16 protein-coding genes are annotated in these 16,874 nt (G+C 57.4%); 3 read left to right on the plus strand and 13 right to left on the minus strand.

Annotated features, from left to right (window positions below; all coding sequences use genetic code 11):
• Nucleotides 1–46: 46 nt before the first annotated feature.
• From panC to GSQ93_RS20150, 4 genes are all read right to left on the minus strand, one after another.
• Nucleotides 47–880: a pantoate--beta-alanine ligase gene (panC, locus tag GSQ93_RS20135; RefSeq protein WP_158937399.1), complete on the minus strand. Its 834-nt coding sequence runs from the start codon at nt 878–880 to the stop codon at nt 47–49.
• Between the two features lie 23 nt (nt 881–903).
• Nucleotides 904–2,571: an AMP-binding protein gene (locus tag GSQ93_RS20140; protein ID WP_216857641.1), complete on the minus strand. Its 1,668-nt coding sequence runs from the start codon at nt 2,569–2,571 to the stop codon at nt 904–906.
• A gap of 81 nt (nt 2,572–2,652) precedes the next feature.
• Nucleotides 2,653–3,501: an enoyl-CoA hydratase-related protein gene (locus GSQ93_RS20145; RefSeq protein ID WP_158937400.1), complete on the minus strand. Its 849-nt coding sequence runs from the start codon at nt 3,499–3,501 to the stop codon at nt 2,653–2,655.
• Between the two features lie 75 nt (nt 3,502–3,576).
• Nucleotides 3,577–4,428, minus strand: coding sequence for an enoyl-CoA hydratase/isomerase family protein (locus tag GSQ93_RS20150; RefSeq protein ID WP_158937401.1), 852 nt, complete (start codon nt 4,426–4,428; stop codon nt 3,577–3,579).
• A gap of 217 nt (nt 4,429–4,645) precedes the next feature.
• Between GSQ93_RS20150 and GSQ93_RS20155 the strand changes: the two genes are divergently transcribed.
• Nucleotides 4,646–5,857, plus strand: a complete 1,212-nt coding sequence (locus tag GSQ93_RS20155; RefSeq protein WP_158937402.1) for a CaiB/BaiF CoA-transferase family protein — start codon at nt 4,646–4,648, stop codon at nt 5,855–5,857.
• Between the two features lie 92 nt (nt 5,858–5,949).
• Nucleotides 5,950–7,596, plus strand: coding sequence for a class I adenylate-forming enzyme family protein (locus tag GSQ93_RS20160; protein ID WP_158937403.1), 1,647 nt, complete (start codon nt 5,950–5,952; stop codon nt 7,594–7,596).
• Here GSQ93_RS20160 and GSQ93_RS20165 read toward each other — a convergent pair.
• Both GSQ93_RS20165 and GSQ93_RS20170 read right to left on the minus strand, forming a co-directional pair.
• On the minus strand, nt 7,593–8,474 hold the full coding sequence (locus GSQ93_RS20165) for a PaaX family transcriptional regulator C-terminal domain-containing protein (RefSeq protein WP_158937404.1): 882 nt from the start codon (nt 8,472–8,474) through the stop codon (nt 7,593–7,595). The two genes, GSQ93_RS20160 and GSQ93_RS20165, sit on opposite strands and share 4 nt — an antisense overlap.
• A gap of 164 nt (nt 8,475–8,638) precedes the next feature.
• A complete protein-coding gene (locus GSQ93_RS20170; RefSeq protein WP_254073967.1) occupies nt 8,639–8,956 on the minus strand; it encodes a PaaI family thioesterase in 318 nt (105 codons plus the stop codon).
• Between GSQ93_RS20170 and GSQ93_RS38195 the strand changes: the two genes are divergently transcribed.
• On the plus strand, nt 8,846–9,109 hold the full coding sequence (locus tag GSQ93_RS38195; RefSeq protein ID WP_254073970.1) for a hypothetical protein: 264 nt from the start codon (nt 8,846–8,848) through the stop codon (nt 9,107–9,109). The two genes, GSQ93_RS20170 and GSQ93_RS38195, sit on opposite strands and share 111 nt — an antisense overlap.
• Nucleotides 9,110–9,294: 185 nt before the next feature.
• Here the strand turns inward: GSQ93_RS38195 and GSQ93_RS20175 are convergent, their stop codons facing one another.
• The 7 genes from GSQ93_RS20175 to GSQ93_RS20205 form a co-directional block, all read right to left on the minus strand.
• Entirely contained in the window at nt 9,295–9,828 is a 534-nt protein-coding gene (locus GSQ93_RS20175) for a hypothetical protein (protein ID WP_158937406.1), read from the minus strand.
• On the minus strand, nt 9,828–11,063 hold the full coding sequence (locus GSQ93_RS20180) for a phosphotransferase family protein (RefSeq protein ID WP_216857642.1): 1,236 nt from the start codon (nt 11,061–11,063) through the stop codon (nt 9,828–9,830). The genes GSQ93_RS20175 and GSQ93_RS20180 overlap by 1 nt, the downstream gene beginning before the upstream one ends.
• Nucleotides 11,060–12,046 (minus strand): hypothetical protein, encoded by a 987-nt coding sequence (locus GSQ93_RS20185; protein WP_158937407.1) that lies wholly within the window; start codon nt 12,044–12,046, stop codon nt 11,060–11,062. The genes GSQ93_RS20180 and GSQ93_RS20185 overlap by 4 nt, the downstream gene beginning before the upstream one ends.
• Before the next feature lie 55 nt (nt 12,047–12,101).
• Nucleotides 12,102–13,451: an MFS transporter gene (locus tag GSQ93_RS20190; RefSeq protein ID WP_158937408.1), complete on the minus strand. Its 1,350-nt coding sequence runs from the start codon at nt 13,449–13,451 to the stop codon at nt 12,102–12,104.
• A 357-nt stretch (nt 13,452–13,808) separates the two neighbouring features.
• The gene (locus GSQ93_RS20195) at nt 13,809–15,038 is read right to left on the minus strand and encodes a porin (protein ID WP_158937409.1); all 1,230 of its coding nucleotides are present in this window, start codon (nt 15,036–15,038) and stop codon (nt 13,809–13,811) included.
• Between the two features lie 942 nt (nt 15,039–15,980).
• A complete protein-coding gene (locus tag GSQ93_RS20200; protein ID WP_158937410.1) occupies nt 15,981–16,178 on the minus strand; it encodes a hypothetical protein in 198 nt (65 codons plus the stop codon).
• 549 nt (nt 16,179–16,727) lie between these two features.
• The coding region (locus GSQ93_RS20205) for a BON domain-containing protein (protein WP_158937507.1) at nt 16,728–16,874 on the minus strand (147 nt) is incomplete at its 5' end.

Consider the following 16,874-nt stretch of genomic DNA (forward strand, 5'->3'; position numbering starts at 1 on the left):
GCGACGCTAGGCGCGATCGTCGATAGTCCTCCGAGCCGAGGGCGCTTCAGATTTCGAGATTGTTGATGAGCCGTGTCGCACCCAATTTGGCCGCTGCGAGCACGACTAGCGGCGAGTCATTGTCCTGCGCGGCCGGCGGCAGCAGATTTTGACGCTTGCGCACGGCGACGTAGTCGGGTTGCCAACCACGTGCGGCGAGCGCCGCCTTCGCTGTCTCTTCAAGTTTCGCGAAATCGCGCTCACCGGCCAGCACCGCATCGCGCACGCGATTGAGCTCGGCGGCCAGTTTCGGAGCTTCGGCACGCTCGGCCGTTTGCAGAAAGCGGTTGCGCGAGCTAAGCGCGAGACCGTCGGTGTCACGCACAGTTTCCGCTGCGATGATGTCGGTCGGCAGCGCGAACTGGTGGCACATGCTGCGCACGATCATCAACTGTTGGTAATCCTTCTTGCCGAACACCGCGACGCGCGGCTGCACGCAGGACATCAGCTTCATCACCACCGTGCAGACGCCTTGGAAAAATCCCGGCCGGAATTCGCCTTCGAGAATGTCTCCCAGGCCGTGCGGCGGATGCACACGGTACTCCTGCGGCTCCGGGTACAAATCCCGTTCCGTCGGCGCGAACAGCACGTAGACGCCTTCATTCGGCAGTTTGTCGATGTCGGCTTCGAGCGTGCGCGGATATTTATCAAAATCTTCATTCGGGCCAAACTGCAAGCGATTGACAAAGATGCTCGCCACCACCGGATCGCCGTGCTGGCGCGCGAGGCGCATCAGCGAGAGATGGCCCTCATGCAAACTGCCCATGGTCGGGATGAAGGCGGTACGATTTTGCCCGCGCAACTGGTCGCGCAGTTCGTGCACGGTTCGGACGATTTTCATGGAGTCGACTGTTTGACTATGAATTACACCGCTGACGCACGCGGAGCTGACCCCGTATGCGACACGATAGGGGGTTCACTGACCAATACGCCGGCAGCGATCTGCTCGCGCAGTTTGTATTTCTGAATCTTCCCGGACGAGGTAGCCGGAAACTCATCGACGAAAAACCAGAGCGCGGGTGTTTTGTATGCAGCAAGCCGCGCACGGCAGAATGAGTGCAGCTCGTCGGCTCCCGGTCTCGGAGAGCCGAGCTTGAAACGGACAACCGCCGCAACGATTTCACCCCACTTTGCATCCGGCGCACCGACTACCGCGATTTGCGCGATAGAGTCATGAGTCCAGAGCACATCTTCAATCTCGCGGGGATAGATGTTCTCCCCACCGCGAATGATCGAGTCTTTCAACCGGCCTGTGATACGCAGGTAACCGCGTTCATCCATACACGCCTGGTCACCGGTGCGCAGCCAGCCATCAACGCGCAGCGTGCTTCTTGACGCTTCCTGCAAGTCGAAATAGCCGAGCATGGTTTGGTAGCCGCGGGCCCAAATCTCGCCGTTCTGGCCAATCGGCAACGTCTCCCCCGTCTGCGGATCAGCGATTTTTACTTCCATCTGCGGCGCTGGCCGGCCGATGGTTTCAGCCTGACGTTCCGGTGCATCATTTGGAAACGTCTGGCAGATGACACCGTTCAGTTCCGTCTGACCGAACGTGATCGTGAAGCGACAGTCGAATGTTTTCATAACCTTCACCACAAGCGGCGCGGGAACCGGTGTGCCGCCGCTCATGATGACCTTCAGGCTGGAGAGATCCAGGCTCGGCCGGCTCGGGTGCTCCATCAGTCCGATCACCATCGTCGGCACCGCATGAATGTGATTGCCGCGTTCACGGGCAATCAGTTCGAGCATGTACGCCGCATCGAAGTGGGTCAACATCACGAAGGTGCCAAGCCGTGTGAAAGCGCCCAACTGACTGCCCGCACATCCGCCTACATGAAAGAGCGGCATTGCACTGACCCATACGCCGCCCTCCGGAAAATCAGCGCGGAGCGACGCGAAACGCGAGGCATTGACCAGACCACGATGATGCAGACACGCGCCCTTGGGGAACCCCGTGGTCCCCGAGGTGAACTGGATTTGCACCATGGCGGAAGGTTGCACGTGCGGTAGATCTGCGCCCGCATCGCCGGCGGCACAGAAAGCCTCCCAGTCAGCGAAGCAGACCATCTCGCGCAGATGGGGTAGTCCCGGCGCAATCGCTTCGATTACCTGGCGCTGATTCGTATTGCGGTACGCTTCTGTAAAGAAAACGCCAGCCGCCCTGGCACTGCCCAGTACGTGCCTGACCTCGTCAGCCAGATAGGCAGGATTAACAGTCACCAGCACGAGACCCGCGAGGCTGGCGCCATGCTGCAGCAAGACCCACTCCGCCGAATTTGGCGACCAGACGGCAACCCTGTCACCTGGCGAGAAACGCGTCAAAAGCGCACGTGCGACCCGTTCCGCATCAACCAGCAGTTCCCGGTAGGTCCAACGCCGCGTGCATTTCGTAGCCGCATTACCCTCGACGAATGCGGTCCGGTCGGGCACTTGCTGTGCACCGCTTCGGAGCACATCACCAAGCGTTTTCTCCCACAGTGCAAACGAGCGGTCCGCAGGCCAATATGACTCGTGTAGCGTGATTTCACCTTGCATTCTGCCCCTCCTCCACCAGCTCTCTTGGAGCTGGCAAATTGATCGTCAAATGTATCGCCGCTTGCACGACGTCGCCTCCGCTCAGGGGGCGGAGCGCGAGGCCAGCGGCGCGAACTCCGGTAACCGCTTTTCCTGCACTGACTTAACCCCTTCGAGGTAGTCGGGAAATTTCATCAACTCTCCAATCAGTCGCTTTGAATTTTCCACGGCTGCACCAACATCCGCGCTCAATATTTCTGCGTAGACCTGTCGTTTTGCGGTCTTCACGGCAATCGGCGAGGTAGATTTCGCGAGGTTTTTCGCAATCTGCATGACCTGTGCATCGAATGTCTCCGCATCAAACAGGCCATTTAGCCAGCCCATCCGATCAGCCTCCTCCGCCGTCAGCACGCGACCCGAGATGAGAATGTCCATCGCATGAGTGAGCCCGACGATACGCGGGAGAATCCACGCGAGGCCATACTCCGCTGGCAACCCCAACCGCGGCGTGGAGGTTGTGAGTTTGACATTCCTTACGGCGTAGCGCAGGTCGCAGAATGACGCGAGCGCAACCGCGATGCCCGCGCAGGCACCATTGATCGCCGCGATCACGGGCTTTTGCAAACCCCAGTGCCAGACCATCTCGTGGTCGAATTCTTCACGCACACCATGCCCGGGTTGCGGCAATACTTGCGCATTAGTACTTTCCACATAATCCTGTTTCGCATCGACATAGTGATCGAGCGCCTTGAAATCGGCGCCGACACAAAATTGCCGTCCTGCCCCCGTCACCACGATGACACGCACCTCCGGGTCTGCGTCGTGACTCGCCATCAGCCAGCGATATTCCTCATTCATGCGTTTTGTCCAGGAGTTTCCTCGACCCGGGCGGCTGAGGCGCACGATCGCGACGCCGTCTTCCTTGCTCGTTTCCGTGACATGTAGATCCATGCTCTCGTCTCCTCTATTGTGCGTGCGACCGGCGCTCAGTCACGGTGCCGCTGATGTTTGCAAACCTTCGACGAATCAATCGAACACCTTGTTGCGCTCCTTGAAGGCCGCAGTGGTGCCCTTGTCGCGTCGCTCACGCAAAAAGTTGTATTCGTCTTCTTCGAGACGAAGATTGGTGCCGAGTGTGTGCCCGACGTAGCCACGATAGAACTGCTGCGAGCCACCGAGACTGTCGAGCGCCATCTGGAACATCGCCTTTCCAGTAACGAGTGCGTCGCGCGGATGCTGGGCGACGCGGCGCGCCCATTCTTCGACGGTGGCTTCGAGCTGATCCTGCGGCACGCTCTGATTCACGAGGCCGAGGCGTTCGGCATCGGGACCGTCGAAGTTGTCGCCGAGCAGCAGCAGTTCGCGCGCTTTCTTCGGACCATAGGTCATGATCTGCGTATTCAGGTGCCACGTATTGCCGGCGAGTCCCAGGCGTTGCTCCGAATGGCTGAAGCGTGCGTCGTCCGCAGCGATCGCCAGATCCACCAATTCCACCAGGTAGAGCCCGGCGCCCGTGCACCATCCCTGTACCTGCGCAATCACCGGCTTTAGCGAGTACTGAAACGCCATGTAATTCTCGCCGAGCTTACGATCGCGAAGCAATCGTGAGCGCTGACTGGGCCGGCGCGGTTTCACACCGGGTTCGGCCGCTTCTAGTCCGTATGAGCGCACGGCGTCGTTGTAATCGTGTCCGGAGCAGAATGACGGTCCCCGGCCCTTTAGGATGATGACTTTGACGTCGTCGTCGGCCTCCGCTTCGTGGAGCGCCTCGACCAGCGTGTCTAGGTCGTCGAACTTCAGCGCATTGTGCTTTTCGGGGCGGTTGAGGATCAACCGCGCCACCGGACCGTCTTTCTCGACCAGGATCGCTGGTTCCATACATAGCTCCATGTAAAAGTCTGCTAGCTGCCGGGACCGGGCCACCGCTCGTTCACTCGTCTTTGCTACGCCGGCACCCAGATTAAATACTACATTGTTTGACTAATAGTATCAACGAATGTAGTATTTTTCAATGATGGCTCGATGCGCTGTTCGCGTCGCCACCGCTTTGAATTGCACCAAACGGGAAGCTTCTGAAAAACCTTGGAGAACACATATGAGCGAGACAACGCACGTCACCGAACCGCAGCACGACCAAGGCGGACAGCCATTGGCAGGCTTACGTGTGATCGAATTTGCGCACTGGATGGCCGGCCCGCTCGCGGGCGGGCTGCTGGCAGATTGGGGCGCGGACGTGATCAAGATCGAGCCGCCCGGCGGCGAACCAATGCGTGCGCTGTTCTCATCGTTCGGCGCGCGCAGCGATGCGCCCAACGGTGCATTTCTGGCGGCCAATCGCGGCAAGCGCTCGGTGGAACTCGAAATCAAGTCCGAAAAAGGCATGCGTGCATTCGACGCCTTGCTGGCGACCGCGGACGTGTTGATCACCAACCTGCGCCCGGACGCCTTGATGCGCCTCGAACTGACACCCGAGGCGATTCGCGAGCGTTATCCCCGGCTCGTGTACTGCTCGGTCAGTGCATACGGTTGGGGCGGTCCCGACCAGAACCGGCCCGGCTACGACGTCGCGGCTTTTTTTGCGCGTACCGGCATCTCACACGAGATCACACAGCAGAACAGCGCGCCGCTTGCCCTGATGCAAGGCATCGGCGACAGTTTCACTGCCATGACCGCCGCGAGCGGCACGCTCGCGGCGCTGCTGGAACGCGAACGCACCGGCCGGGGGCAATTCGTCGAGGCTTCGTTGATGCGCACCGGCATGTGGGCACTGTGCGGCGAGCTTGGTGTACAGGCCATGGGTGGCAACCCGAAGCCGCCGTATCCGCGCAGCGAGTCGCGGACCCCTCTGTACAACTCCTATCGAACCGCAGACGATCGTTGGTTTTTCCTCGTCGGCGTAGAGGCGCAGCGTCATCTGCCTTCGGTGCTCGCAGCAATCGGCCGCAGCGATTTGATGACCGACGAGCGCTTCAAAAGCGCGCGGGCGATCGCAAAGAATCGCGCGGACTTCATTCCGATTCTGGACGCGGCGTTCTCCGCGCATCCGCTCGCGCATTGGGCTAAAGTGCTCGATGAAAACGAGGTGTGGTGGGCTCCGGTGCAGACGCCGGCGGATCTGATCGAAGACGCGCAGGCGGCCGCCACGGGCGCCTGGGTCGACGTGGACACTGGCTCGGGTTCGACAACCGTGAAATCCGTCGAAGCGCCGGTCCGTTTTGACGGCAAGCGCCGTAAGCACGTGGCGGCATCGCCAGCCGTCGGCGAACACACCGAAGAAGTCCTCGGCGCGCTCGGACCATTCGCGTAGCGAGGCGCCGATTCGTGAGCTGCTCGATGCGGCGCCCACGCGCCGCGCATGTGTGATATCCAATTGATGAGGTAACGAAGATGGCGGAAGTCATGGCCCAAACCGGCCAAACCAAACGATGGGGCCGTGATGTCGAATCGATCGTGGTCGATCAGCACGCATGCCGCGCCTATCGCCACCGACCCCGCTCGCTCGCCGAGTTGCTGACTGACAGCCTGCGCTGGGGCGAGCGGCCATTTCTCGTCCAGGGACAACGGCGCTTGAGCTTCGAGACGCATGCGCGCGCCGTCAGCGTGGTGGCGACGCAGCTTCGCGCGGCCGGCGTGCGCGCCGGTGACCGCGTGATGCTGCTCGGGTTCAACCGCGTCGAGTGGTTGCTCGCGTTCTGGGCGATCCAGCGTCTGGGGGCCGTCACAGCGCTCGGCAACGCCTGGTGGAGCGATGAGGAAACCGCCCACGCCGTGGAACTGGTGAAACCGTCGCTGATCGTCACCGACCGTCCGGCGAACCGCGCCCTTCCCGCCGGTTATGCGCGGCTCGCCTTCGATCTGTTACAAGCGGAACAGGGTATCGACGCAATGTTTCGTCTGCCCGACGTCGAAGTCGCGGAAGACGATCCGGCCATTCTCATGTTCAGCTCCGGCACGACCGGTGCAGCGAAGGCTGTGGTGATGTCGCATCGCGCGGTGATCGCCAACATCCAAAACCTGCTCGTGCTGACCGGCCGCCTGCCGGATGAACTCGGTCCGGACCACGCCGGGACCACCAGCTTGCTGACCGTGCCGCTGTTTCATCTTTCGGGTATTCAGATCAGCTTCTCCACGTTGCTGTCCGGTGGTTCGCTGATCTTTCTCGAAGGCCGCTTCACGCCAGAAAAAGTATTGAGCCTGATCGAACAGGAACGTGTTCGCGTGTGGGGAGGTATCCCGACGATGGTGTCACGGGTGGTCGACTTCGAACACTTCGCCAACTACGATACGTCCAGTGTCAAGTCGATACCCATGGGCGGCGCGGCCGTCTCGCCGGAGTTGCGTGCGAAAATCCAGTCCGCGTTTCCGCTCATCAAACGACGCGTCAACAGCCTGTACGGTTTGACCGAAGCGGGAGGCGTGCTCGCCGCGGCATCGGGCGCGCAGTTGCAGGGGCGGCCGGGTTGCGTGGGCCATCCATTGCCGGTGGTCGAGATCCGTATCGATAACCCGGATACGCATGGCGTAGGTGAAATCTGTGCACGTACACCCTCGGCAGCAAGCCGCTACTGGGGAGAAGGTTCTTCGATTGCTGACGCGGATGGCTGGATTCGGACCGGCGACCTCGGCCGCCTCGACGAAGAGAATTTGCTTTACGTGGTCGGCCGATCGAAAGACATTATCATTCGCGGCGGCGAGAACATCGCGTCGGCTCACGTGGAACGCTGCCTCGCCGCGCATCCGGATGTACTCGAAGTTGCGGTTGTCGCGCTGCCGCACTCAGATCTTGGCGAGGAGGTGGGAGCGGCCGTCGTTCTGCGTCACGGTGCGATCGTGCAGATTGAGGATCTGGAGACGCATGCTGGCGCGCATCTCGGCCGTTTTGAGATTCCCTCACGCTGGTGGCTGCGATATAACGCACTACCGACCAACGCGACAGGGAAAATTGTCAAAAGCGAATTGATCGCGCACTGGCCGGAAAATGCCACTCAGATCGAGCCAGCCAGCCCCGCTCAAACCGATCAATCTATTGCGCCACTCGACAGCTAACGTGAGGGGGCGGTGTCAGCCAGTGCCGCCCACCTCGCATGGGCTGCATCATGCCAACGCTGACGGATTGCGACGAGTTTGGCCGCATCGTCGCGCCCCTTCCAGCCGGCCGGCAGTAACACCTCCGGCAATCCCGGGTCGATATACGGCAGTCGTTGCAACTGGTTAACCAGTTGAACGTGTGCGAACAGGATGGCGTCTTCAGAACGGGGACGAAGCTTCTGAAAATTCGATGCCAATTCTCGGTAGTGTGCGGATACAGCATCGAGATCCCACGCCCGCGCAACCAGCTGCGCATCGTTGACACCGAGATCAAACGATTTCCCTACGAAACCGAAGGCCACGTCAGCCAGGTTCAGTTCTGCGATCAAAACCTTTGTTTCTGCCTGACGGTTGACATGTGGATTGACCCATAGTGCAGGCGACGGATTGCCAAAGCCCAAATAGCTAAGCGCGCGATATGCCTTGACGCGCATCGTGCGATGCGTTTCGGGCAACGAGAGATGCAGGATCAGCCAGTCGTTATCCCATGCCTCTCCCGCCAACGATTTCAAACGCTGTGAGCCAGCAACAATAAGATCTCGGCCCCGGTCGCTGAGTGTCCAGCTGGCGCGTCTTCCATCACGCACATTTTCAATCCAGCCGGCGGCAGCTGCACGAGCAATGGCCTGACGAGCCGCTTTTTCTGCTATGCCGACACCGCAAAGAACATGTAACAGGGTGGCAGTCCATACCTGCGCCTTCTCGTGCAGGACAAACTCGCCGAGGAGCGTCAACAGCAGTGAGCGCGCGCTCCCCGGGCTGACGCGGTCGACTTGCTCGGCATCGCCTCGGGAGTCGTCGAGCGACTCCACCTCATTGGATAACAAGTTACTCATACCGCTCTTCCTGAATTGAGTTTATTGGCCAAAAAACGATCAATCCTTTCAAGCTAAGCGTGAAGCGCCCGCAGCGTTAGGCATCTTAGAGGCTGATCAACTGCCGTGAATCCTGGCAATCAGCCCACAAGTATCGGTGTTCATCAGCGCTGTCGGGCAAGCTCTCATTGCAAAGAATGCGCGATTTGGTGGCTGAATACCCCTTGACAGCTGCAGATCAACAAGCCGCTGTCGGACCAGGCCTCCCCGCTCGCGAAAAACACAGACCGCCCCATGCGCTGCAAACGCCCCTTACCAATTACCCGTAATCCAACACCTTTGTTTAGATAAGACAGGGTTAGCGACAACGTAGATCCGAGACGCCGCACGCCTTGATCTGGACTATACAGCCCGGCGAGCCCGCAAACGGTGTCGAGCAGCGCGGCCGCTGTCCCGCCATGCAGGACACCCGCTGTGTTCAGGACACATGGGGCCATGGGCAAGCTGATTTCGGCGTAGCCTTCGCGCCAGACATCAAGCGTTCCACCGAGCAGATCGATAAGCGGATTTATTTTCATGCCAAGCTTCCCGGCTTCCTGTCCGTGCGTTCGGCACCGAATCAGGACAACCATCCGTCCGTTTTAAAGAGTACCTGATAGCGGCGCGGGCGTCGCGAATCATACTACATAATTCGAATCAATAACTTCTTCGCTGTAGTCACTTACGATCCGGAGCATACTCCTCCAAAGCTCCCAGAGCCTGAACCGACGCAATCATCGCCGACCGGTTCTGCAACGATCTCGCACAGGATACCAACTTGTTCCGACGCGCTCGGCTGGGCTCACACGGGAGACGCTGGCAGCAGGCAAGAGAGGGGCAAGACCTCATGCGGAGCATTGTCCAACTCGAGCGGCAAATACCAGGACCGCTCGAAACCGATGCGGGTTGCGCTCGCACTCAAAACACATCGCTCGACCTCGCGCCGCACTTCGGACTCCAGCGCCGGAGCCCCGCGAACCACATCCGCAACAGCGAACGCGAGAGACGCGGTAGCATCGCGAATCGCCTGCAACGGCGGGGCGCCCACGGGCATAAAGCGCTCAGCATGTTCAATTGATGTAGCCAACACTTCGTTTGGCAGAAGTCCGTGGTGAACGACGATCTTCTGCAGCTCCGTTGCCATTAAATAATTATGGCGGTGCTCAAAGTGCGCCAGATCGTGAACATGGTCCAGCCGCTGGATTACAAAATCGATGTATTCAATCACAAGCCGAAGCTGATCATGCGCCTGCGCGTGGGTAGCATCCACCGCTGGCGCAACGACGTCAGATAGCGCCCGACTTGCCGCACGCAAGCCAACGGGAATTTGGTCCATCAGACTTCTCCTTGTAGCAGTTCGCAAAGCTCATGGGCTCCTACCGAGGCTATAGCCCTCAGCCGGGCCAAGAGGATGTCCTGGTGAGACTTGCCGAGCTTGGCAACGCGATACATGGTTGCCATTGTCGTAGCGACAACCTGAAAGCAATTGAGCACGCGGTACCATTTCAATCGCTCGGCGTCCACAGTCAGGCCCGATGCCTTTTCATAGCGATCATAGAATTCTTCAAGCGGAATCAACCCGCAGACCAAATACGTCTTGTTGTCTTCGGCAAAGTGACCCTTTTCGTTTTGCATCATCCAGGCCAGATCGCGATGGCGATCTCCCAGGTGGCCGCGTTCCCAGTCGAGCCACGCCGTGATTTCTCCAGTGGACTCATCGAACAGAAAGTTGCCGCTGCGGAAATCGCCGTGGACCACGCTGACTCGATCGAGAGCTGGCAGGTGACGTTCCATCCAGTTCACAGCGACGTCCATCAAAGGAAAATCCTCACCGCGGTCTTCCTCCCATACGCGTCGTGCGCGATTGAGCTGCCATCGTGCGCACTCGGTTGAACCGACCGATGGAACTTGCATGCTTGCGGAGCGTATCGATCCAACGTCAGCGGTATGGATTACCGCGAGATGGCGGAGAAACTGCGGGGCAAGCAATTGCCGCAGTCGTGAACCGAAGTCCGTCCCGAGACCAACCACATGTCCGGCGCTAGAGCCTCTCGGTTTCGCGACACCGCGCTCGAAGGTATAGATGATGACGGGCTCTGGAAACCACCGCGCATCGCGGTCTATCCACAGTACCTTCGGAACAGGCAGAACGCTTTCAAACGCTGCAAGCAGTTCCGCCTCTCGCACTCTACTGGTCGTGTTGGAAGCTTCGGCTGGATCCATACGTACAACAAGCTCGTCGCTCACGACACCCCGATCCGGCGCGGTCCAATCAAGAACGAAATACACCTGCAGCTTCGATGCCCCACCTGTGAGCCATCGCGGATCTCTTACACGGAATCCGCCCCCGATAACATCCGTAAGCATGACATGTAGTCGGTCAAGAAATACCTGCAACGTGACATGGTTGTATGCGGGACCACTGCGGCGCCGCATTTTCCGCGTGAGAAGTTGATCGGTTTCCTGCTCCGTCGGAAACCGGCGACGCAATTCCTCAATGAATTCATCACTCGGATTGTCGCGAACGTCTGGCGCGCCCTGAATATTCGATGCGCAATGGATTTGGATCACTGTTCTTCTCCGTTCAGACGTTGGGCAAGGAATGACAGCCCGAACAACTTTCCATGACCGCCATATCCTGTGAGATTGCCGTACCGGTAGCGCATCAGGGAGACAAACGCTGCAATCGAAGGATTGACCGAGCCCATTGGCCTTGTACCGATCGCCGCACCAAAGAATTCATGCCGCATACCGCGCTCATCAGTCACAACGATGTGATCGCTGATCGCAAGCATTTCTACAGTGGTCGCCGTCACGCTTGCCTCGATCAAAGGCGTCACGGTACCGTTTTCGACAATGAAACCTGAATTGAGGCTGTCGTAGCGCACTGTGCCGTCAAGTGTTACATCCAACGTCATAGTGAGCCACATGGAGAGGACTTCTCCACAATTGACCGATATGTACGCAGTTGCACGGTTAGGTGTTTCATTACGTGGACCCCAACTACGGTCCATCCCCTCATAGCAGTCCACTTCATAGCGGAGCCCTCGAAGCGTTAACGTCCCATTAATTCGGCCCTTCAGGTCGAAGTGCCCGTTGGACCACGCATCGCCTATGCGCGGATCGGAAACAGACGACGAATTGCTTGATACAGACGGCTTCATAGCCGGATCCGCGGGGTCGTATGGGTGATGCAACCCATGGAATGCCAGATCAAAGTTGCAATGATCAAGTTTATGCTGATAGCTGAAACGCCATTCGGTGAGCGATCGTGCTTCCACTGAAAGTCCGTTCTCAAGGCTGAACTTCGCGTTCGATGTCGGACCCGGAAGATGGATCTGCGGGTCGCAGAAATCGACCTCATAGGGACGGCGCCGCACCCCACGCGCTATGACTACAGAAGACATTGCGATACCGAGATTCGGGCGACAAAGCACATAGCACGTCCCATGCAACGCAGCCTCTGGAACGTTGAATGCCAGATAGGTGGTTTCGGTCCAACTGCGATCCGTGGGATCACGCGGATGGAACTCTAAATCGGAAGGATGGATCATCGCGAGTGGTAAAGAGTACAGTTTAGAAAACGGGCCAATTTCGGCATCCCAAACATCATTCCTTCGCTCCTTGAACAGGTTCGCCCGAGCCGAGTACTTCGGGCGTCTCTCCCGGTGCCCGAATCCGCAAGGCGACAAAAGCGGCGATCAGCGACAGAACTGCAAAAATAATCAGACCGAGGCCGATTCCGTGTGTCAGATCCCTTATCCAACCGATCAAATAGGTCGCAAGGAAGCCACCGAGGTTCGTTACCGCACTAACGACGGCGATCCCGACAGCGGCGGCTCTATATGGCAATATTCGCCCCGGAATTGACAAACAAATAGGGATAGCTGCAAAGGCGAAGGCGTTGGCTATCGTCAGCATGATCAGGGTCACGACGGTGCCACCCCCGTATGCCGCGCAACAGATCAAACTCGCTGCCGCAGCGGTCAGAGATAGGGCGAGATGCCGCCGATATTCGCCGTGAGCATCGGAACTGGCAACCATGTAAAACATCAAAATGATTGCTGCAACACTCGGAATCGCGCTTAAGAAACCATTGGTGAATTCACCTTTCACCCCAGTCTCCCTTATTATCGTCGGCAGCCAGAAGCCCACCAGATAGAAGACCATAGCCACTGTCATGTTAACGAATGCCAGCTTCCATACGTTGCTATCGGAAAACGCGTAGGAGGCCTGGCAGCCTTCTCTTACTGGCGTATCTGCGCTCAATTCGCTTGACACCGCATCGAGTTCTTCTTTAGTGAGCCAGGATACTGAACGTAAGTCCGATGGGAGGAACAGAAACACGAGAACTCCAAGAACAATCGAGGGAAGACCCTCAAGGAGGAAGAGCCATTGCCACCCAGCAAGGCCATGAGATTGCGCAAAGGTCGACATGATCCATGCGGACAGCGGATTACCCAGTAAGCTGGACACGGGCAGTCCAACGACAAAACATCCCATTACTTTTGCTCTCCGACTGGCCGGGTACCAAGTGGTCAAATAAAGCACCACACCGGGCAGAAAGCCAGCTTCGACGGTACCCAGCAAAAACCTGACGACGTAGAACTGGGGAGACGTATGGATCCACATGGTACAAATGGAAAGGGAGCCCCAAAGAATGGCGATGACACCGATCCAGACTCTAGCCCCGAGGCGAAGAAGAATAAGATTACTCGGAACCTGAAAGAGCGCGTATCCAATAAAGAATAACCCCGCGCCCAGACCATACATTGTTTCCGTCATGCCGAGATCTCGCGCCATCTCGAGCTTAGCCAGAGCCACATTCACGCGATCGAGGTATGCGAACAGATAGCATACGCACAAGAACGGTACGATTCGAAACGTAATTTTTCGGTACGCATTAGCACTCAAATCCACCGAGTCGTCCACAACACGCTGCACAGCGCTATCCAGCATCTTTGCCTCCTTTTTTTTCGACCACCGTCCAGTCAAACGATCAAGGTTCGCAGCGCCTGGGTAACTCGTTGGGAAGCAACGCATCCTCGTGGAGAAAACCGTTCTTTCGGCCGTTGGCTGGGCTCAATAATCTACTCGGGACTAGACCGTCCGGATTCTCTAACGGCTTCCAACGGCAGCACATATCCGTGCTGAATTGATATCAACGACAGAGATGCCTCGTTTTTTTCAACGATAACGACTCTTGAATTTACGCGAACTCCTGCCAAAGCAGCGTCGAATCCATGACGCAGATACTTTGACGCATCTTCACTTCCGAGCGAGGCTAACCGGTATTTTGAATGTGGCTCCTAGATTCTAAAAAGAGTGGCTTATCCCGACTCGGACCACGATCTGCCTATTACTGTTCGAAGGGGTCACAGCCTCCATCGACGCGACAGCAGCTTGCCCCGTGGAATCCGTCCCGGATGCTTTTTGACCCGACGCAACAACATAGACTAAGGTTCGTTTCGAGAGAAAGTATTGGACCGCAGCATTCAGCATGTTATAGCTCGCCTGTCCTTTATTATCAATACGGCCGCCAATCAAGAAGTCGTATGAGATGTTAAGAGAAAGGGACGGCGTGACATAGTAAGTAGCATAGGCGTTATAGTTGTCAAAATGGGTACTGCCACTGTACCCAAGAGGATTAGTCAGTGTGAGACTTCCTGACTCTGGATTATTCAGGTTTTTGAATTTGATGTTGGTATATTGCAGTCCAAATAACAAACCTCCGGTCGAATAGCGAGCGGCAGCCCCGTAAGTTTCCAATGTGCGGGCCGAAGCGAATCCTGCGATAATCGGGTTGCTTGTCACTCCCGTCACAGCTCCCAGGTTATTTCCTGTCGCCGAGCTATTCTGATTGTTTCCATAAAACGATTGGTTAGGATTGTTAACGTTTAGGTAAGCTGCTGCCACGACCAGCCCGCCGTATGCATACGATGCTCCAAACGATCTCACACTATTATTCGCGAAGTTCCCGGCCGTCCCGCCAAATCCGTACAAGGCGCTGAACTGAAAGCCGTTGTAGTTTTGGCTCGTAAACTTGACAGAATTGTTGACTCGCCAGTCGTTACCAGTGTTGTCGGCATCCCCTGGATGATCACCGAATGCACCGACGCCAGGCGACCCTTGTAGTAGGCCGAGATAATCGACCATCTCGTCATACTGGCGTCCAAACGTCAATGATCCATATCCATTGCTAAGTCCCACATATGCCTGTCGGCCAAAGAAAGTACCACCTTGCTGGAATTTTCCAGTTCCAACGTCGAATCCGTTTTCCAGCACAAACAACGCCTTGTAGCCGCCGCCTAAATCTTCATTTCCTTTAAAGCCAAAACGGTTGCCCCTCATAATACTGCTGCTCGTATTCCATTGCTTACCTCCGGTTCTCCCGTTGGCGCCGGTGCTGGGAGTCTGTGCGTTATTGACAAAGTTGATGCCATAGTCGATCACACCGTAGAGCGTTACGCTGCTCTGAGCGGCAGCGAATCCGCTCCACGTCACAATCAAAGCCATGATGACTGTTTTTGCCGTTGTCTTTGTCATATCTCCAATCCATACACTTAGTTATACATATCATCAAGACGAACGAGATGTGCTGAATCTACATTGATACCAGCTGTTCTTCCGCAAGTGCGCGCACGACGTTTTCGATACATTTGCATTCGACTATTTTTTCTTCACCTTGTAAACCGTATTAGGCGGGTGTTTAATTGTCTCCGTTCCATGAATCATGCTACGTTCATAGGTACTAATTCTATATTTCGGTAGCATTTCATCAACCGGCGTTTACCCGATCTTCATGTTGTTAGGCTGCAGCAACGATCCTTGCGAACCAAGCACAAGTCCAGAAGTCACAACGTTGAAAGGAACGGATTGCCACGCGCTCTCAGTTCGAGCACGGATACCGAGATAAAACGTCACTGTTGCGCGGGAGGGCTAAAAAACTTGCGTAACCGGGTTGGGCGTCTAGCATCGAGGTGTTTTTCGGCGCCCGACTGGGAGTTCGGCACCGTCATCCTTTTGGAGCGTTGCAAACGCTAGTCTCGCTACGGCGGCGGGTCGCCCTTCCACCCGCGTCCAAGTAGTCGTATCCCACGGGTCGCACCTGGATGAACTCGGCCACCATTAATGGATCGCGAGTATCAACGTCCGCGTCGACCCGCAATCGGAGGTCGGTTTCGTGACGGCGCAGCCAGGCGACCACAGTTGCTGTGCGCCCCGGCTGATGTACAAAATCGAGCGGCCACCAGCCGCCGCCGCGCCGTTTGCAAACGCGATCACTACGCCGATCGTTGCGATCTCCCCCTTCAAGCGGCTTGCGATGCGCGGACGAACCACCGACCGAGTGCGATGCGTCAGGTGGGGCAGCCGCAAGCGTCGGCACCTCTCGGTGACCATGGGGAAGGTCACGGCCGTCAGTTTCAGTTTGCCGTGCTTACGTTCCGACGCGCAAGTGCCCCGCGAGCGCGGGCGAGCCTTGCGCGATCACAGCTTCACAAGACTGTCGAGCATCATGCGCAGGTGTCGCTTCATCGCCGACGGGCTCGCGGCAAGACCATCTTCGTCCGGTATCGCGATAGGTGCTCGCGACGATGGCCGGCCCCACGCGCGCTGGACGTACTCGCGCACCGCGGCGAGATCTTTCGCGGTATAGCCGTAGCTGAGCGTGAGAACTTCACTCATGTCGGTCCGTCGATATACGCGTGAACCGCGCGGGCCCCAGCAATAGCGCACATGCTCGCTGAGGGAGCCAATCACGTTGCGTAGGGCACCCAATATTGTCCCTAGCCACGGCTTTTGAGGGCACATTTTCGCGTCTGCGGGCACTACGAAGGCGTTCCCACTGCCGGAAAGTGACCAAACACGAAGTATTTGATTTAATAAGATTTTCTAATAGCATCGTTTCGCAAAGACGCATGCCGCCTAGGCGCTGTTGATTTCTCCAGATTCCTCAACCACTTTTGGCCCCGGTGGCCATTTTGCGCAACGATGCCGAAATGTCGAACGCTTCACCGCCTTTGGGCTTTGCCCGTCCGCGCAACTCGGCCACCGGTGTCAAAGAAACTAAAGCTGCTGAGGCGAGCGTTTCCGCCTGCCTCAACGGTACGCATAAACAGCACCACTGGACTCTGCTACGTGCCGCGAAAGCCTCGCGTAGGAAAATGACATTTTTGCAAGCTCCCCTACGATATAATCCGGCCGGCGCGAACCGGCCGACTGGATCAAGAAGGATCACTGACCCACTTCTTTGATCGTCAGAGAATTATTCAAGGACGTCACCCCGGGTACCCCTTTCGCTACCTCGCCCGCCTTACTAACTTGGGTCGAGTCAGGAACTGATCCCGCAAGCGCCACTGCGCCGCCTTTCGCAATTACGCT

The organism is Burkholderia sp. S171 (assembly GCF_009766085.1).
Taxonomy (GTDB): Bacteria; Pseudomonadota; Gammaproteobacteria; order Burkholderiales; family Burkholderiaceae; genus Caballeronia.